This is a genomic window from Methylobacterium variabile (genome assembly GCF_001043975.1).
Classification (GTDB): Bacteria; Pseudomonadota; Alphaproteobacteria; order Rhizobiales; family Beijerinckiaceae; genus Methylobacterium; species Methylobacterium variabile.
The window spans coordinates 1-18,223 of sequence record NZ_LABY01000177.1; the positions used below are offsets into that span (position 1 = coordinate 1).

The 18,223-nt window shown below is 70.2% G+C and carries 15 protein-coding genes; 10 read left to right on the forward strand and 5 right to left on the reverse strand.

What is annotated here, in order from left to right:
• The first annotated feature begins 821 nt into the window (after nt 1–821).
• Nucleotides 822–2,294, forward strand: a complete 1,473-nt coding sequence (locus VQ02_RS23645; RefSeq protein ID WP_167350786.1) for a mannose-1-phosphate guanylyltransferase/mannose-6-phosphate isomerase — start codon at nt 822–824, stop codon at nt 2,292–2,294.
• Between the two features lie 144 nt (nt 2,295–2,438).
• Here VQ02_RS23645 and VQ02_RS23650 read toward each other — a convergent pair whose 3' ends face one another.
• Nucleotides 2,439–2,711 (reverse strand): hypothetical protein, encoded by a 273-nt coding sequence (locus VQ02_RS23650; RefSeq protein WP_048446683.1) that lies wholly within the window; start codon nt 2,709–2,711, stop codon nt 2,439–2,441.
• A 64-nt stretch (nt 2,712–2,775) separates the two neighbouring features.
• Nucleotides 2,776–3,486 (reverse strand): carbonic anhydrase, encoded by a 711-nt coding sequence (locus VQ02_RS23655; RefSeq protein WP_048446693.1) that lies wholly within the window; start codon nt 3,484–3,486, stop codon nt 2,776–2,778.
• 251 nt (nt 3,487–3,737) lie between these two features.
• On the opposite strand from VQ02_RS23655, the gene VQ02_RS23660 reads away from it, so the two are divergent.
• The 5 genes from VQ02_RS23660 (at nt 3,738) to VQ02_RS23680 (ending at nt 8,410) form a co-directional block, all read left to right on the forward strand.
• Nucleotides 3,738–4,739: a 4-hydroxyproline epimerase gene (locus tag VQ02_RS23660; RefSeq protein WP_048446684.1), complete on the forward strand. Its 1,002-nt coding sequence runs from the start codon at nt 3,738–3,740 to the stop codon at nt 4,737–4,739.
• A gap of 225 nt (nt 4,740–4,964) precedes the next feature.
• Complete coding sequence (locus VQ02_RS23665) at nt 4,965–5,756, forward strand: glutathione S-transferase family protein (RefSeq protein ID WP_048446685.1); 792 nt, start codon at nt 4,965–4,967, stop codon at nt 5,754–5,756.
• Nucleotides 5,757–5,837: 81 nt separating this feature from the next.
• Nucleotides 5,838–6,440, forward strand: coding sequence for a TRAP transporter small permease (locus tag VQ02_RS23670; RefSeq protein ID WP_048446686.1), 603 nt, complete (start codon nt 5,838–5,840; stop codon nt 6,438–6,440).
• Nucleotides 6,437–7,762: a TRAP transporter large permease gene (locus VQ02_RS23675; RefSeq protein WP_048446687.1), complete on the forward strand. Its 1,326-nt coding sequence runs from the start codon at nt 6,437–6,439 to the stop codon at nt 7,760–7,762. The genes VQ02_RS23670 and VQ02_RS23675 overlap by 4 nt, the downstream gene beginning before the upstream one ends.
• A gap of 69 nt (nt 7,763–7,831) precedes the next feature.
• Nucleotides 7,832–8,410 carry an NADPH-dependent FMN reductase gene (locus VQ02_RS23680; RefSeq protein ID WP_048446694.1) on the forward strand — a complete coding sequence of 193 codons (579 nt, stop codon included), beginning with the start codon at nt 7,832–7,834 and terminating at the stop codon, nt 8,408–8,410.
• 214 nt (nt 8,411–8,624) lie between these two features.
• Here VQ02_RS23680 and VQ02_RS23685 read toward each other — a convergent pair whose 3' ends face one another.
• The 3 genes from VQ02_RS23685 to pcaF all read right to left on the reverse strand — a co-directional run bounded on the left by VQ02_RS23685 (nt 8,625) and on the right by pcaF (nt 12,296).
• Nucleotides 8,625–9,665, reverse strand: a complete 1,041-nt coding sequence (locus tag VQ02_RS23685; protein WP_048446688.1) for a KpsF/GutQ family sugar-phosphate isomerase — start codon at nt 9,663–9,665, stop codon at nt 8,625–8,627.
• Between the two features lie 157 nt (nt 9,666–9,822).
• On the reverse strand, nt 9,823–10,773 hold the full coding sequence (locus VQ02_RS23690) for a helix-turn-helix transcriptional regulator (protein WP_048446689.1): 951 nt from the start codon (nt 10,771–10,773) through the stop codon (nt 9,823–9,825).
• 308 nt (nt 10,774–11,081) lie between these two features.
• The gene (gene pcaF / locus VQ02_RS23695; RefSeq protein WP_048446690.1) at nt 11,082–12,296 is read right to left on the reverse strand and encodes a 3-oxoadipyl-CoA thiolase; all 1,215 of its coding nucleotides are present in this window, start codon (nt 12,294–12,296) and stop codon (nt 11,082–11,084) included.
• 163 nt (nt 12,297–12,459) lie between these two features.
• Between pcaF and VQ02_RS23700 the strand changes: the two genes are divergently transcribed.
• From VQ02_RS23700 to VQ02_RS23715, 4 genes are all read left to right on the forward strand, one after another.
• Nucleotides 12,460–12,834 carry a hypothetical protein gene (locus VQ02_RS23700; protein WP_053080522.1) on the forward strand — a complete coding sequence of 125 codons (375 nt, stop codon included), beginning with the start codon at nt 12,460–12,462 and terminating at the stop codon, nt 12,832–12,834.
• Nucleotides 12,835–13,150: 316 nt separating this feature from the next.
• Nucleotides 13,151–14,353: an efflux RND transporter periplasmic adaptor subunit gene (locus tag VQ02_RS23705; RefSeq protein WP_048446691.1), complete on the forward strand. Its 1,203-nt coding sequence runs from the start codon at nt 13,151–13,153 to the stop codon at nt 14,351–14,353.
• Nucleotides 14,354–14,367: 14 nt separating this feature from the next.
• Entirely contained in the window at nt 14,368–17,556 is a 3,189-nt protein-coding gene (locus VQ02_RS23710; RefSeq protein ID WP_083469402.1) for an efflux RND transporter permease subunit, read from the forward strand.
• 41 nt (nt 17,557–17,597) lie between these two features.
• The gene (locus VQ02_RS23715) at nt 17,598–18,104 is read left to right on the forward strand and encodes a hypothetical protein (RefSeq protein WP_157080781.1); all 507 of its coding nucleotides are present in this window, start codon (nt 17,598–17,600) and stop codon (nt 18,102–18,104) included.
• Nucleotides 18,105–18,223: the final 119 nt, after the last annotated feature.

Genomic DNA, 18,223 nt, shown 5'->3' on the forward strand with positions numbered 1-18,223 from the left:
GTAATACCGCCGCGCCTTCGAACGGAACCGTTCGGAGGCGCAAGGCAAGCCCGAACGGGCGCCGGCGCTGATGCGCCGGACGCCTTCGCATCGACGTGTCGATGCCAAGGCGCGAGGGTATAAAACAATCGTTCTTTCAGATCGTGTCATAAGGCAAGAACGCTCCAATCTGCACGGGAGCGGGCAGAGCCCAAAAAATCTGCCTGCTCCACCGAGTACCGATCGCCGCTTTAAGGATCGCCACGGAGTGATCGTTATGTCAATGGCGAAGCTTTCGGAGGAGGCAGCCGTCGTACCGCTTCTGCCGATTCAGCGTGAGAGGGGCAGCGAAACGCCAACGCTTTGAATTCTGCCGGACTCAGGGAACATACGATCCTTTTTTGAAGATGACGAGCTTGCGTAGAGCACCAGGATCATCAGCGTCATGATCGCAACTTGCCTCTCGAAGGACATCGCAATTCTGATGTTCTTCGCCCCCCGTCATCATGGATTGTCTCGTCCCGGAAATACATATTTGCATCTTGGTTACGCTTGGGAAGCACAGCGAGAGAATATATCACCTCAAACCGCGTGGCCATATCAAGCAAAGCTTGCGCCGTGATTCGTTCGATGAAACAGCCAGCCGTCTTAGAACCGCAAGTCACAGCGCCTAATATAGGTTGTTATTCGGCCACAACTAATAATCAAATAACTAAATACCAGGGGACAGACTTAAATTTAATTCAAAAATCTAAGTGCTATCAAGTCAGAAACCGCACCCATTCTGAGCATGTCCTGCTCGGCGTTATCGCCGTCGAGTGACAGCATCATTGATGGTAACAATGTCCATCGACAACCATCGACAGGAGAATTCAGTGACGGACCTCATCCACCCGGTGATCCTATGCGGTGGTTCGGGAACACGGTTGTGGCCGGCTTCTCGGGAGAGCTTCCCCAAGCAGTTCATTCCCCTCGCCGAACCCGGCCGCTCGTCGTTCCAGGCTACCGCCGCGCGACTTGGCGATGCCGCCACCTTCGCCCGGCCGGCGGTCATCACCGCCAACGATGCTCGCTTCCTCGTCGCCGAGCAGCTCGCGCAGGGCGGCATCAAGGCCGACATCCTGCTCGAGCCGTGCCGGCGCGACTCCGCCCCGGCCGTCGCCGTCGCGACGCTCCATGCCGCCGCCCGCGACGCGCAGGCCCTGGTGCTGATCCTGCCCGCCGACCACGCGGTCGGCGACGACGCGGCCTTCGTGCAAGCCGCCCAGGCCGCCCGGGCCGGGGCCAGGGCCGGGCACATCATGACCCTCGGCATCGCGCCGACACACCCTTCGACCGCCTACGGCTACATTCAACCGGGCACCTCCCTGTCGGGTGAGGCCGGTGAGGCTGGCGCCCGCGCCGTCGACCGCTTCCTCGAGAAGCCGGACGCCGCCCGCGCTGCCGGCCTGATCGCCGAGGGCGCGCTGTGGAACGGCGGCTACTTCCTGTTCCGCGCCGACGTGATGCTCGATGAGCTCGAGGCCCACGCGCCGGCGGTGCTGGAGGCGGCCCGCGCAGCCGTCGAGACGGCCACCCGCGACCTCGACTTCGTGCGCCTGGACGAGGCCGCCTTCGCGCGGGCGCCGCAGATCTCGATCGACTACGCGGTGATGGAGCGGACCAGCCGGGCCGGCGTGCTGCCGGTGAGCTTCCCGTGGTCGGATATCGGCACGTGGGGTGCGCTGTGGGAGGTCTCGACCCGAGACGCCGACGGCAACGCGCTGCGCGGGCGGGTGGCGGTGCAGGGCACCCGCAACAGCCTGGTGCATTCCGCCGGCGAGATCCTGACCACGGTGGTCGGCCTCGACGACGTGGTGGTGGTGACGACGGACGACGCGGTGCTGGTGACGAGCCGGAGCGGCGGGGCGGAGGTGAAAGGGCTGGTCGACACCCTGCGGCGGCAGGGCGAGCCGGAGGCCGACGCGCACCGGCTGATGTACCGGCCCTGGGGCTCGTACCAGCGCATCGATGTCGGGGCGCGCTTCCAGGTGAAGCGGATCACCGTGAAGCCGGGCGGCCGGCTCTCGCTGCAGAAGCACCATCACCGGGCCGAGCACTGGGTGGTGGTGCGCGGCACCGCCGAGGTGACGGTGGACGGCACGGTGCGGCTGGTGCACGAGAACGAGGCGGCCTACCTGCCGATCGGCTGCGTGCATCGCCTGGTGAACCCGGGCAAGATCCCGCTCGAGCTGATCGAGGTCCAGGTCGGCAGCTACACCGGCGAGGACGACATCATCCGCATCGAGGACGTCTACGGTCGCGAGGGCCGCTGAGCGGCGGGCCGCCGGCCGGATGCCGGCGAGCGGCTTGGCCGTGATACCGGGACCGACGTAGCACTGCGCTGCGACGGTCCGGCCGGACGGATCGGGGCAGCTCGCGGCAGCCGTCCGGTTGCCGATCGCGTGCGGTCGCGCGCCTCAGCGCGCCGTGCAGCGGGCGGCCTCGCGCTGGCAGGCGAAGCCCGGCGTCGAGCAGTGGACCCCGTCCGTCCCGCGAACGCAGACCCGGCAGGAATCGGTCCATTCGCGGCAGGCCGGGTCCTCGGCCGGCGACAGGACAGCCGGCCGGTGAGCCGGAGCCGGGCCGCGGGCCGGCGCGAAGTTGGCGACGAGGATCGTCGCCAGGGTCGCGCCGGCCGCGATCCAGAGGAACAGGGCGTCGCGGGAAGCGGTGGAGCGGGCGTCTGCCATGCCGGCCGTCCTCACCCGCGGCACCCTGCCTGTCAATCCGATAGGCGCTACTCGCCGCTCCGCGCTACTCGGCGATCCGGGCCTCCGCAGTGCCGACGGTGGCGGCGGCGAGGCGCGGGGCGGCGGAGGCTTCAGCGACCGGAAGATCGTCCTCCTCGGCCAGAACCACGAAGCGGCCGGCCTCGCCGTCGTAGACCAAGAGGTGACCGGTCTCGATCTCGAACAGCCAGCCGTGCAGGGTCAGCTGGCCCGTGGCCAGCGCGCTCGCCACCGCCGGGTGGGTGCGCAGGTGGTTGAGCTGCGTCAGCACGTTCTCCATCGCCAGCGCGTGCAGGCGGCGCTTGTCGTCGATGTCGTCCGGGTAGGCGTCGCAGACGATCTTGCGGGCAGCCTCGCCGTGGCGCAGCCACGCCGCCACGCTCGGCATCGTCTCGGCGAGACCGGGCGTGAGCAGGCCCTTCATGGCGCCGCAATCCGAGTGGCCGCAGACCACGATGTCGCGCACCTTGAGGGCCATCACCGCGTACTCGACCGCCGCGGTCACGCCGCCCATCATGGTGGCGAAGGGAGGCACGATGTTGCCGACGTTGCGCGTGACGAACAGCTCGCCCGGCCCGGCCTGGGTGATCAGCTCGGGCACGACGCGGGAATCGGCGCAGGAGATCACCAGGGCCTTCGGCTGCTGGCCGTCATGGACGAGGCGCTGATAGACCGAGCGCTGGTTCGGAAAGACCTGCTCGCGGAACTGCGTGAACCCCTGAACGATGTTATCCATCATCGGCAACCTCCTTTCGCTGGCCGCAACCGCGCAGGCCCGCCAAGGGGGCCCGCGTCACGATGTCGAGAACGTCGCAGGGGCCTTCGGGTTGCCCTATCGTCGCGTTTCTCCCTCTGCGTCATCTGGCCCGTCCCGAGCCGGGATGAGAAGCCGCCCGGCCTCGTGCTATCGCGCCGCTATGCCGTGGCGCTGATTTCTGCGACGAGAGGAGACCGGAAGGGATCACCCCACGAGGAGGCCGCCTCGCCATGCACCCGCACAGCTTCCTCTGCGTCGACGCCCATACGTGTGGCAACCCGGTTCGGGTGGTCGCCGGCGGGGCGCCGGTCCTGCCGAATGTCGGCATGGGCGAGAAGCGGCAGATCTTCCTGGCCGAGCACGATTGGGTGCGCCGGGCGCTGATGTTCGAGCCGCAGGGCCACGACGCGATGTCCGGCTCGATCCTCTACCCGCCGTCCCGGGAGGATTGCGAGCTCGGCGTGCTCTTCATCGAGGTCTCGGGCTGCCTGCCGATGTGCGGGCACGGCACGATCGGCACCGTGACGGTGGCGCTGGAGCAGGGCTTCGTCGTGCCGCGCATCGAGGGGTGCCTCGCCCTCGAGGTCCCGGCCGGCAAGATCGAGGTCGAGTATCGCCGCAACGGCCGCTTCATCGACGAGGTCCGTCTCCACAACATCCCGAGCTACCTGCACGCGGCCGAGGTGCGGGTGGACGTGCCGGGGCTCGGACCCCTGGTGGTCGACGTGGCCTACGGGGGCAACTTCTACGCCATCGTCGAGCCGCAGCCGGGCTGGGCCGGCCTCGCGGGCATGAACGCCGCCGATATCCTGACCCTGAGTCCCCGGGTGCGGGAGGCGGTGCAGCGGGCGGTGGCGCCGGTCCATCCGGAGGATCCCCGCATCCACGGCCTCAGCCACGTGATGTGGGCGGACGGCCCGACGCACCGCCAGGCCCATGCTCGCAACGCGGTGTTCTACGGCGACAGGGGCATCGACCGCTCGCCCTGCGGCACCGGCACCTCCGCCCGCATGGCGCAGAGAGCCGCCAAGGGGCTCCTGCGGGTTGGCGACGATTTCGTGCACGAGAGCATCATCGGCACCCTGTTCCACGGCCGGGTCGAGGGCCACGCGGAGGTCGGCGGGCGCCCGGCGATCCAGCCGAGCATCGGCGGCTGGGCCCGGGTGATCGGCCACAACACGATCCTGGTCGACGAGCGCGATCCCCTCGCCTTCGGCTTCCAGCTGGCGTGACGGGGCGGGGCACCGGCTGCGGCGACGCCCCCTCCCCGATCACCGTGAGCCCTTAGCGCGGCTCGGCCGCGCTCCTGGGGACAGCGAGGAAGCGCACCCCCGCCCCTCGCCTCGGCGGTCGGGGCAGACCATCGTCGGGATCACCAACCATCGTCGGGATCACCTGGCGCGCCGCCGCATGCCAAGATACTCCAAACGAACAAGACGACCCGGGGGGACAACGCCATGCTGCTCTACGAGCACCCGCTCTCGTCCTACGCGCAGAAGGTCAAGATCGCCCTGCGCGAGAAGGGAGTGGCCTTCACCGCCGAGCTGCCGGAGAGCTTCGGCACCGGCCGGACCGACGGCCCCTTCGCGGCGGCCAACCCCCGCACCGAGGTGCCGGTGCTGATCGACGACGAGGCCGCGATCTTCGACTCGACCGTGATCCTCGAATACATCGAGGATCGCTGGCCCGAGCCGCCGCTCCTGCCCCGCACTCCCGCCGCGCGCGCCTTCGCGCGGCTGACCGAGGACGTCTGCGACACCCAGTACGAGGCGGTGAACTGGGGTTTCGGCGAGATCCTGTGGTTCCGCCGCGCCACCGGCGCGCTCGCCGAGCGCCTGCGGGCCCGCGCGGCGGCGCAGACGGCGGTGCTGCAGGACTGGCTCGCCGGGCGCCTCGGCGCCGCGGACTGGTTCGGCGGCGAGGATTTCGGCTGGGCCGACGGGGCGGTCGCCCCGATGCTCAACCGCTCAGTCCATTACGGGCTCGGCCCGCCCCCGGGCAGCCCGCTCGCGCGCTGGCACGCCCGGGTGCGCGAGCGCCCGTCCGTGGCCGCGACCTTCGCGGAGTTCGACGCCGCGGCGGCGCGGATGGCCGAGGCCGCCGACCTCTACACCACCGGCGGGCGCCGCCGGGAATACCGCGACCACCGCCTCGAATGGATGGTCAAGTCGGGCGGCGTCGAGGTCGTTCTGGCGGGCCTGCGCGACGGCAACATCCGCTTCCCCTGGCCCGAGGGCGAGACGCCCTGACGGGCGGGCCGGCGCCCGGCGGCCCGCCCGCTCCTTGAGACCCCCGACCCTCGCGCACCTCGTCGCCTTCCGGGAGACCCCATGCACCCCCTGCGCATCCTCGACCGTCTCGAGGAGATCCTGATCGCGACCCTGATGGCGGGCGCGACGCTGCTGATCTTCGTCGCGGTCGTCCACCGCTACGCGTCGGGCATCGACGCGCTCTATCCGATCACGGCGGCGATCCACCTCTCCTGGGCCCAGGAGCTGTGCATCTACATGTTCGTCTGGATGGCGAAGTTCGGCGCCGCCTACGGCGTGCGCACCGGCATCCACGTCGGCGTCGACGTGGCGGTGAACCAGCTGCCTCCCGCCTGGCGCAACAGGATCGTGCTGTTCGGCCTGCTCTGCGGCGCCTTGTTCACCGTCATCGTCGGCACGATGGGGGCACGCTTCGTCTACGGTCTCGTCGACACCGACCAGACCACGCCCGACCTCGAGATCCCGAGCTGGATCGTCTACCTGGCGATCCCGCTCGGCTCCTACCTGATGTGCTTCCGCTTCCTGCAGGTCGCCTGGAGCTTCTGGCGCACCGGGGAGCTGCCCCACCACGATCCGGGCCACGTCGAGGGCGTGGTCGAGAGCCCGCACGCCGCCCAGGACCTCGCTGCCGAGGAAGCCCGCACCGGAGGTCCCGCCCGATGAACGCCGCCATCATCTTCGGGCTGCTGATCGCCCTGATGCTCACCGGGATGCCGATCTCGATCGCGCTCGGCCTGTCGGTGCTCACCTTCCTGTTCACGATGACCACCGTGCCGATCGAGGCGGTGGCGCTGAAGCTGTTCACGGGAATCGAGAACTTCGAGATCATGGCGATCCCGTTCTTCATCCTGTCGGGCAACTTCCTCACCCATGGCGGCGTCGCCCGGCGGATGATCAACTTCGCCACCGCGATGGTCGGTCACTGGCACGGGGGCCTCGGCCTCGCCGGCGTGATGGCCTGCGCGCTGTTCGCCGCCATCTCGGGCTCGAGCCCGGCGACCGTCGTGGCGATCGGCTCGATCATCCTGCCCGCCATGGTGGCGCAGGGCTTCCCCAAGCGCTTCGGCGCCGGGGTCATCACCACCTCGGGCGCCCTCGGCATCCTGATCCCGCCGTCGATCGTCATGGTGATGTACTCGGTGGCGACGAGCGGCGCGGTGGTGTTCGGGCCGGACGGCCAGCGGGTCTCCTCGGCCTCGATCTCGACCCTGTTCGTCGCCGGCGTGATCCCGGGCCTGATGCTGGCGACGCTTCTCGGCCTCACCACCTGGTACCGGGCGCGCAAGTTCGGCTACCCGCGCATGCCGAAGGCGAGCTGGCGCGAGCGCTGGGTCGCCTTCCGCAAGTCGGTCTGGGGCCTGCTGCTGATCGTGCTGGTGCTGGGCGGCATCTATACCGGTGCCTTCACGCCGACCGAGGCTGCCGCCGTCAGCGCAGTCTACGCCTTCGTCATCGCGCTGTTCGTCTACCGGGACCTCACCTGGAAAGACGTGCCGCGGGTGCTGCTCGATTCGGCCAACATGAGCGCGATGCTGCTCTACATCATCACCAACGCGGTGCTGTTCTCGTTCCTGATGACGAGCGAGCAGATCCCGCAGGCGATGGCGAGCTGGATCACCGGGGCCGGCCTGAACTGGGTGGTGTTCCTGCTGATCGTCAACATCCTGCTGCTCGTCGCCGGCAACGTGATGGAGCCGTCCTCGATCGTGCTGATCATGGCGCCGATCCTGTTTCCGATCGCCGCCAAGCTCGGCATCGACCCGGTGCATTTCGGCATCCTGATCGTGGTCAACATGGAGGTCGGCATGTGCCACCCGCCGGTCGGCCTCAACCTCTACGTGGCGTCGGGCATCACACGCATGGGCATCACGGAGCTGACCATCGCGGTCTGGCCGTGGCTTTTGACGATGCTGATCTTCCTCGTCGTCGTCACCTACGTCCCGGCGATCTCGCTGTGGCTGCCGCGGCTGCTCGGAATGATGTGAGATCCCGCCGGACATGCAGTAGCCTCCGGGAGCCTGTCAGCCTCCCGGAGACCCGCCATGACATCCGCCATGCCGCTCGTGATCCCGGTCGTCCTCGGCTCGGTGCGCCAGGGGCGCAACGGCCTGCGGGCCGCCCGCTACCTGGTGCGGTGCCTCGAGGCGAGAGGCCACGAGGCACCGCTCGTCGACCCGGCGGAGCTCGGCCTGCCGCTGCTCTCGCGGATGTACAAGGAGTACCAGCCGGGCGAGGCGCCGGCGGCGCTGGAGCGCCTCGCCGCGACCTACCGCAGGTCCGACGCCTTCGTGGTGGTGTCGGCGGAATACAACCACAGCATCCCACCGGCCCTCTCCAACACCCTCGACCACTTCCTCGAGGAGTATTTCTGGCGGCCGTCGGCCATCGTCTGCTACTCGGCCGGCCGCTACGGCGGCGTCAGGGCGGCGATGCAGCTGCGCGCCATGCTGGGCGAACTCGGCACGCCGAGCATCCCCTCGCTGCTGCCGATCCCGGAGGTGCACAAGGTACTGGACGAGGATGGAATCCTCCTCCAGCCCTGGCTCGAGCGCTCCGCGGGGCGGTTCCTCGACGAGCTGACGTGGTACGCCGAGGCGCTGCGGGAGAAGAGAAAGGGTGGTGTGCCGTACTGAGTTCCTGCCGGCCCCCACTCGTCTTTCCCGGACGACTCAACGAAGTGGAAGGAGATCCGGAATCCGGAATGAAAGATCGCAAAGCACCCATCTGTCTGCAACGCTGCAGACATAGAGCCGCTTCGCGGCACGTCTCCCCTGGATCCCGGATCTGCTTCCGCTGACGCCCCAGTCGTCCGGGAAAGCGCGGTGTGGGGTGTCGATCAACCGGTTCTCACACCACCCCGGCCCGCAGGATGTCGTGGATGTGCAGGATGCCGACCGGGCGTCCGCGCTCCACCGCGAACAGGGCGGTGATCTGGCTGCGGTTCATCAGTTCCAGGGCGGCGCTGGCGAAGGTGCCGGGGGCGGTGGTGATCGGCGAGGACGTCATGACCTCCTCGACCAGGCGGCCGAGGAGGTCGCTGTGGCCGGCACCCCGGCTCATGTGGCGGCGCACGTCGCCGTCGGTGATCATCCCGACGAGCCGGCCGCTCTCGTCGACGATGCCGGCGCAGCCGAAGCGCTTGCCCATCACGGCGATCAGGGCCTCCGAGACCCGGATACCGCGGGGCACCAGCGGCATCTCGTCGCCCGCGTGCATCAGCTGGCCCACGGTCTTGAGCCGGGCCGCGAGCTTGCCGCCGGGATGGAAGACCTTGAAGTCGCTGGCCGAGAAGCCGCGGCGCTCGAGCAGGGCGACCGCGAGCGCGTCGCCCAAGGCGAGCTGGATCACGCTGGACGAGGTCGGCGCGAGGTTGTGCGGGCAGGCCTCCTTCACCAGCGGCAGCGGCAGCAGGATGTCGGCGGCCAGGCCCAGCGTGCTGGCCGGGTTGGCGGTGAGGCCGATCAGCCTCACGGCGAAGCGCTTGCAGAAGCTGATGAGGTCGCCGAGTTCCGTCGTCTCGCCGGACCAGGACAGCGCGATGACGATGTCCTGCTGGGTGATCATGCCGAGGTCGCCGTGGCTGGCCTCGCTCGGGTGGATGAAGGAGGCCGGCGTGCCGGTGGAGGCGAGCGTCGAGGCGATCTTGCGCCCGATATGGCCGCTCTTGCCGATGCCCGACACGATGACCCGGCCCGGGATGTCGTGGATCGCCGCGACCGCGGCGCCGAAGCCGGCCTTCAGCTCGTGGTCGAGGGCGCGGGCGAGGGTCAGGAGCGCCTCGGCCTCGGTGCGGACGCTGCGGATGGCGGAGAAATGCGCCGCCTCCACCACCTGTCCGGCCGCGACAGCCTGGTCCTCGTAGCTCTCGGCCCGGTTCGTGCTCTCCATCGTGCTCCTCGACCCCGACGTGATCCTCATCGCCCGAGCCTGCCGACTCATTTGCGGCCAGAATACGTGCGCTCGCCCGCAAGGGCCGCGATTTTCATGCGCGCGGGTCCGGCCCGTGGCGCCGGAGCCTCGCGGCTCCGGGCGCGAGGCTCGCGGCTCAGGCGCCGCGCCGCGCGCCGTTGCCGAGGTGCCCCTCAACCAGGGCGGTCAGCGTGGCGGCGGTCTCGGCGACGGTGTGGTCGGCGGTGTCGATCACCGCCCGGGCGCGGGCGTAGAGCGGCTCGCGGCTCATCAGCACCGCCCGGAGCTCGCGCAGGGCATTGTCGGTGTCCGGCAGCCGGGCCGGGACGAGGCCCTTGGCGGCCTGCTCGCGCACCCGGTGGATGTGCTCCTCCGGCCGCGCCTTGAGCCAGACGGTGAAGAACGAGGAGAGCAGGAGGTCGAAGGTGACCGGCTCGGCGACGATGCCGCCGCCGGTCGCCAGCACCATCGGGCCCGGCCGCTCGGCGAGGCGCCGCAGGGCGCCCTGCTCCAGGCGCCGGTAGGTCTCCTGGCCGTAGATCGCGAAGATCTCCGCGACCGAGAGGCCGTTCTCGCGCTCGATCTCCCGGTTGAGCTCGACGAAGGACCAGCCCATCCGCTCGGCGAGGATCCGCCCGAGGGTCGACTTGCCGGCGCCGCGAAGGCCGATCAGGGCCACCCGCTGCGCCGGCCCCTCCCCCGGGGCCGCGGCGCCCGAGAGGACGCGCTTGGCCTCGGCGATCTGCTCAGCGCCCGCCTTCTGCAGGAGGTCGCGCACCACCGGCCAGTCCGGCGGGCCCTCGACCGAGGCGATCAGGTCCTCGAGGCGCACCCCCATGGCGAGGGCGACCCGGCGCAGCAGGATGATCGAGACGTTGCCCTGCCCGCCCTCGAGCTGGGCGATGTAGCGCTCGGACAGGCCCGAGGTCTGCGACAGCATCTTGCGCGACATCGCCCGCACCGCCCGCATGGTGCGCACGCGCTGGCCGAGGACGGTCAGGAACTCCGCTTCCGGGTCGCCCGCCTCGGGCGCGCCGGCGCTCGCGGGCTCGTCCGCGTTCCCGCGCGGTCCGGTCTTGCTGGCCATCGTTCGACCTCACCGGGACCGGGGAGCGAAGCGGAGGCTTCGCCCGGGCGGCGGAAGGGCGGGGCCGAGGGATTCGCTGTGGCGTATCATGGGATTGTCTGCCCCGCGGCGACCATCCCGCCGGATGCGGGACCGTCGTCCGGGCGGTTCCTGGGACGGGCGAGAACGCGCTTGCTTAGCCTATGCCGTCCGGCCATGCCATGGTGCGGCGCGGTAAGATGGGGTCAAACGCCGGGATTCCCGCCCAAGCCCCCATCTTTTCCACGGCGCGGGGGGAAAGTGCGCCTCCCCGCCGCCCGGAATCCTCCTCAGCCGATCCGCTCGACCGCCAGCGCGACGCCCTGCCCGACGCCGACGCACATCGTGGCGAGGCCGAGCCGGCCGCCCCGGCGGGCGAGCTCGCGGGTGACGCTGCCGGCGATGCGGGCACCCGACATGCCGAGCGGGTGACCGAGCGCGATGGCGCCGCCGTTCGGGTTCACGTGCTCCGCGTCGTCGGGCAGGCCGAGGCCGCGCAGGCAGGCGAGGGCCTGGGAGGCGAAGGCCTCGTTGAGCTCCACGGCATCGAAGTCGGACGGCTTGAGGCCGAGGCGGGCGCAGAGCTTCTCCACCGCCGGGATCGGGCCGATGCCCATCACCCGCGGCGGCACGCCCGCCGAGGCGAGGCCGAGCACCCGGGCGAGGGGCGTGAGGCCGTGGCGCTCGGCGGCCTCCGCGGAGGCGAGCACCAGGGCGGCGGCGCCGTCGTTCACCCCCGAGGCGTTGCCGGCCGTCACCGTGCCGTCCTTGCGCACGAAGGGCTTGAGCTTGGCGAGGCCCTCCGCGGTGGTGTCGGCCCGGGGGTGCTCGTCCCGGTCGACGCGGACGTGGCCGCCCTTGCGGTCGGGGATCTCGACCGCGACGATCTCCTGCGCGAAGGTGCCGTCCTCTTGCGCCCGCGCCGCCCGGGCCTGAGAGCGCAGCGCGAAGGCGTCCTGGTCCGCGCGGCCGACCTGGTAATCCTCGGCGACGTTCTCGGCGGTCTCCGGCATCGAATCGACGCCGTACTGGTGCTTGAGCACCGGGTTGATGAAGCGCCAGCCGATGGTGGTGTCGTGGATCTCGGCCTGGCGCTGGAACGCGCCCTCGGCCTTGCCCATCACGAACGGCGCCCGGGTCATCGACTCGACGCCGCCCGCCACCGCGAGGTCGATGTCGCCGGCCCGGATCGCCCGGGCCGCCGCTCCGACCGCGTCGAGGCCCGAGGCGCAGAGCCGGTTGAGGGTCGCCCCCGGTACCCGCTCGGGGAAGCCGGCGAGCAGCAGGGCCATGCGGGCGACGTTGCGGTTGTCCTCGCCGGCCTGGTTGGCGCAGCCGAGAAAGACCTCCTCGACCGCCTCCTTCAGGGACGGGGTGCGGCGGGCCAGCTCGGCCAGCGGGACCGCCGCGAGGTCGTCGGCCCGCACCTTGGCCAGGGCGCCGCCGTAGCGGCCGATCGGCGTGCGCACGTAATCGCAGATGTAGACGTCCCGCGCCGCGCTCATGGGCTCCTCCGGGCTTTCGTTCAGGGTTTCGTTTCGAAAAATCGGTACGGCGGAGCGCGGGGCCGATCAAGCCCCGGAATCCGCGGCCCGGCCGCCCGGCCTGCCCTGACAGAATGTCGCGGCGTCTTGTGCGTTACGGTTGGAACCCCCACTGTAACGCTCCGTGATCGGTCTCGTCTGGACATCCCTCGCGCGTCTCTGCGCGACCGCCCTCTTCGGCCTCGGCCTCGCCATCCTGGCGACGTCGGCGGCGGATGCCGGGCCCGGCCGCAGCGAGCCGGTACTGCGCGCGGCGCAGGGCCTGTCGCCGATGGCGAGCCTGCACGCGCGCTGGGCGAAGAGCCCGGCCTGCACGCTGACGGCGACCAGCGTCGACCTTCCCCGCGCGGATGACGGCAGCACGGCGAGCGCCCCGCTCGCGGCCCCGGCCGAAGGGCCGGCCGCCCTCGCCGTCACGCTCCTGCCCCCGCGTCGCCTCGGCTCCCTCGTCCGCGCCGGCGCCACCCTGCCCGAGCGCCCGCCGAAAACCGGCGCCTGACGCCGCCCGCTCGGCCTGCCCATGCGTCGTGGCCCGGGCCCTGCATCCCGACCGGACGCAGGGTCACCCCGTCACATCTCCGCCTCGGAACCCTGCGATTGGCTTCCTGAAGCCGCGCGCCGGGTCCGCCGGATTTCGTGACCGGGAAGGCCGCGCCGACGGGCGGTTGCGGGAGTTGGAGAGAGCAGACGCATCAAGCCGCAACGCGCCCTGGCCCATGCCAGGGTCGTGAACCCAGCCTCATACCCCTTGCCCCGGAAGCACCGCGGCGCGACCCGCCCCGACCGCTTCCCCACCGCGCAGGAAAGACCCGCCCGTGACTTATCGCCGCCGCATCCTCCTCGGAGCGACCGCCCTTCTCCTCGGGCTCGCCGCCTGCAAGCCGGCCCAGGAGGCCGCCGCCCCCGCGGCTCCGACGGCCCCGCCGGAAGTGTCGATCGTGACGGTGAAGCACCAGCCGATCCCCTATGAGCGCGACCTGCCCGGCCGCGCCGCGCCAACGCGCATCGCCGAGGTGCGGGCCCGGGTCGCGGGCCTCGTCATCAAGCGCACCTTCGAGCAGGGCAGCCAGGTCAAGGAGGGCGACCTCCTCTACAAGATCGACCCGATGCCGTTCCGGGCCGACCTCGCCAGCGCCGAGGCGACGCTGGCCAAGGCGGAGGCGGCCCTTGTGCTCGCCCGCCAGCAGGCCGAGCGCCTCGAGACCCTGCTCACGCGCCAGACCGCGAGCCAGGCCCAGTACGACGCCGCCTTCGCGGCCCAGAAGCAGGCCGAGGCCGAGGTCGCCGGCGCCAAGGCCGCCCGCGACCGCGCCCAGCTCAACCTCGGCTACACGGACGTGCGGGCGCCGATCTCGGGCCGCATCGGCCGGGCGCTCGTGACGGAAGGCGCCCTCGTCGAGCAGGGCGCGGCGAGCAACCTGGCGACGATCCAGCAGCTCGACCCGATCTACGTCGACATCACCCAGTCGGTCGGCGAGCTGAACAAGCTGCGCCGCGACCTCGCCAGCGGCGAGCTCGACCGCCTCGCCCCGGACGTGGCGAGCGTGCGGGTGATCATGGACGACGGCTCGCTCTACCCCGAGCCCGGCCGCCTGCTGTTCTCCGACGTGACCGCCGACCCGAGCACCGGCCAGGTGACCCTGCGCGCCGTGGTGCCGAACCCGCACGGCGAGCTCTTCCCGGGCATGTACGTGCGCGCCCGGATCAAGCAGGGCATCGATTCCGACGCGATCGCGGTGCCGCAGCAGGCGGTGCACCGGTCGAACGACGGCCGCGCCCAGGTCTGGCTCGTCGGCCAGGACGAGAAGGTCGTGCTGCAGCCGGTCGAGGTCGGCCCGGTGGTCGAGGGCCAGTGGGTGATCCGCGAGGGGCTGAAGGCCGGCGACCGGGTCGTCGCCGAGGGCTTCCAGAAGATCGTCGCCGGCACCAAGGTCGCGACCGTGCCGTACGAGACCACCACCATGGCGGCGGCCGGTGCGGGCCATGCGCCCCAGCCGGCCTCGACCGAGCAGCGCTGAGGAGGACGTACACCTTGGCCAGCTTCTTCATCGACCGGCCGATCTTCGCCTGGGTCGTCGCGCTGTTCATCTGCCTCGGGGGCGTGCTCACGATCCCGATGCTGCCGGTCGCGCAGTACCCGATCATCGCGCCGCCCTCGATCGCCCTCTCCACCGCCTTTCCGGGCGCCTCGGTGGAGGACCTCTACACCGGCACCACGCGCCTCATCGAGGATGAGCTGAACGGCGCGGCCAACATCCAGAGCTTCGAATCGGCGAGCGACTCGTTCGGCGTCATCGAGATCATCGCGAACTTCGAGCCGGGCACCGATCCGGGCTATGCCGGCGTCGAGGTGCAGAACCGCCTCAAGCGCGTCGAGGCGCGCCTTCCGGCGGAAGTGCGCCAGCAGGGCATCCTGGTCGAGGAGGCGTCCGCCGCCACCCTCAACATCATCACCCTCGTCTCCACCGACGGGTCGATGGACGAGGTGGCCCTCGGCGACTTCCTGATCCGCAACGTCATCAACGAGATCCGCCGCATCCCGGGCGTCGGGCGCGCGACCCTGTACTCGACCGAGCGCTCGCTGCGCGTCTGGATCGACCCGGACAAGCTGCGCGGCCTGTCGCTCAACGCCTCCGACGTGACGCAGGCGATCCAGCGCCAGAACGTCCAGATCGCGTCCGGCGCCGTCGGCGCCCAGCCGAGCCCGGAGGCCCACAAGGTCAACTTCCCGATCGTCGTGAAGGGCCAGATGCGGGCGCCGGAGGAGTTCGGCGCGATCGTGCTGCGCGCCAATCCCGACGGCTCGACCGTGCGCCTGCGCGACGTCGCCCGCATCGAGCTCGGCGGCGAGGACTACAAGTTCACCACCCGCCTCAACGGCGGGCCCGCCGCCGGCATCTCGGTGACGCTCGCCCCCGACGGCAACGCGCTCGACACCGCCAAGGCGATCCGCGCCAAGATGGAGGAGCTCTCCCAGTTCTTCCCCGACACGGTGAAGTGGGACATCCCCTACGACATCACGCCCGCCGTCGAGGCCTCGATCGAGAAGGTGCTGCACACCCTCGTCGAGGCGGTGGTGCTGGTGTTCATCGTGATGTTCCTGTTCCTGCAGAACATCCGCTACACCCTGATCCCGACGATCGTGGTGCCGATCGCGCTGCTCGGCACCTGCACGATCATGCTGCTCGCCGGGTTCTCGATCAACGTGCTCACCATGTTCGGCATGGTGCTGGCGATCGGCATCCTCGTCGACGACGCGATCGTGGTGGTCGAGAACGTCGAGCGGATCATGTCGGAGGAGGGCCTGTCGCCCAAGGAGGCCACCCGCAAGGCGATGGGGCAGATCACCGGCGCGATCATCGGCATCACGCTGGTGCTCGTCGCGGTGTTCATCCCGATGGCGTTCTTCCCCGGCTCCGTCGGCATCATCTACCGCCAGTTCTCGATCGCGATGGTGACCTCGATCGCCTTCTCGGCCTTCCTGGCGCTGTCGCTGACCCCGGCGCTCTGCGCCACGCTCCTGAAGCCCGTCGAGCCCGGCCACCACCACGCCAAGCGCGGCTTCTTCGGCTGGTTCAACCGCATCGTCGACCGCGAGACCGCGCGCTACGGCCGCGGCGTCGCCTGGGCGGTGGCGAAGTCCGGCCGCATGATGGCGATCTACCTGATCCTGGTCGCCGGCGTGGCTTACGCCTTCGTGCGCCTGCCCGAAGGCTTCCTGCCGGTCGAGGACCAGGGCTTCTTCACGGTCGACATCCAGACCCCGCCGGGCTCCTCGTTCAACCGGACGCTCGCGGCGGTGAAGAAGACCGAGGAGTACCTGATGGCCCAGCCGGGCGTGGCCACGGTCACGATCGTCAACGGCTTCTCGTTCTCGGGCCAGGGCCAGATGACCTCGCAGGCCTTCGTCACCCTCAAGCCCTGGTCGGAGCGCGGCAAGGACCAGTCCGCCGCGGCGCTGGTCGCCGGCACCAACAAGGCGATGGCGGGCTACCGCGACGCGGTGATCCAGGCCCTCGAGCCGCCGCCGATCGACAACCTCGGCAACGCGTCGGGCTTCAGCTTCCGCCTCCAGGACCGGGCCCAGAAGGGCTACGCGGCGCTCATGGCCGCCCAGGAGCAATTGCTGTCGCTCGCCCGCAAGAGCCCGATCCTCAAGAACGTCTACGTCGAGGGCCTGCCGCCCGCGCCGCAGGCGGAGCTGGTGATCGACCGCGAGAAGGCGGCGGCGCTCGGCGTCTCGTTCGCGGACATCAACGACACCATCCAGGTCAATCTCGGCTCGGTCTACACCAACGACTTCCCCAACCGGGGCAAGATGCAGCGGGTGATCGTGCAGGCCGAGGACGGCCAGCGCCTCAACGCCACCGACCTCCTGAACTACAGCGTCAAGAACCACCTCGGCACGATGGTGCCGATGTCCTCCTTCGCCGACCTGAAGTGGAGCGTCGGCCCGGCCCAGATCATCGGCTTCAACGGCTACCAGTCGGTCCGCTTCACCGGCGAGCCGGCGGCGGGCTACACCTCGGGCGAGGCCATTGCCGAGATGGAGCGGCTGATGACCCAGCTGCCGAAGGGCTTCGGCTACACCTGGACCGGGCAGTCGCTGCAGGAGAAGCAGGCGGGCTCGCAGGCCACCCTGCTGCTGGCCCTCTCGGTGCTGATCGTGTTCCTGTGCCTGGCGGCGCTCTACGAGAGCTGGTCGATCCCGCTCGCGGTGATGCTGGTCATCCCGCTCGGCGTGATCGGCTCGGTGGCCGGCGTCCTCATCCGGGACATGCCCAACGACGTGTACTTCAAGATCGGGCTCATCACGATCATCGGCTTGTCCGCCAAGAACGCGATCCTGATCATCGAGTTCGCGCGCGAATTGTGGAAGCCCGGCACCAAGCTGGTCACCGCCACGGTCGAGGCCTCGCGCCTGCGCTTCCGCCCGATCGTCATGACCTCGCTCGCCTTCATCTTCGGCGTCGTGCCGCTCGCCATCGCGTCCGGCGCGGCCTCGAAGAGCCAGCAGGCGATCGGCACCGGCGTGATGGGCGGGATGATCTCGGCCACCGTGCTGGCGGTCATCCTGGTGCCGGTGTTCTTCGTCGTGGCGATGCGGTTCTTCCAGAGGAAGCGCGTCCGCGAGGAGAACCTGCACGACGGCAACCTGGATGCGGCGCCCGGGATCGTGCACCCGCCCCAGCCGGCGCACGAGCCGGCGCACGGGCACTGACGAGACGTCGCTCGAACCGAGGCCGCGCATCGTTGCGAGCGATGCGCGGCCTCGCCCTGATGGTGCGGTCGATCATGAGGCCAATCGCAACAGTCAGCAGGATGGTCTCGGCGCTCCTGACCGCGGCCGTCGTGCCTGTGGGCGTCGCGCCGCGCGATGCCCTGGCCGCGGAGCAGGTGCCGGCCGCATCCCCACCACCGGCGCCGTCGGCCTACCGCAACGCCCCGCGACCCGGGGCGAAGGCATCGATCCGCAAGCGCGACGTTGTCCGGCGCGGCATCCGCGAGTGCCACATCACCTTCGCCTACGCGGGACACGCGGCCGAGACGATCTTCTGGAAGGAGCCGTGCACGGAGGTCACGGCGACGATGATGGCGCAGCCGGATCTCGAAGCCCTAAGCCGCTGGAGCCGCCTGAACGAACTCGACAGGAAATTCATCGCCGCGCTGCCGGGCGGCCGAGTCCTGTCGGTCGAGGGCCGGCACTCCGCCTCCGTCTTTCCGATCGGAACGACCGGCCTCACCTATGAGGTAGGGGTAGCGGACTGAACCGGGGGCCGCTCGCAGGACGTCGCACGCACGGGGACCGGAAGAGCGGACCTGCCCGCGAGACGGTAGACTCACCACAAGAGCGGGTGCAGGAACACCTCCACCCGATCCCCCTCCTC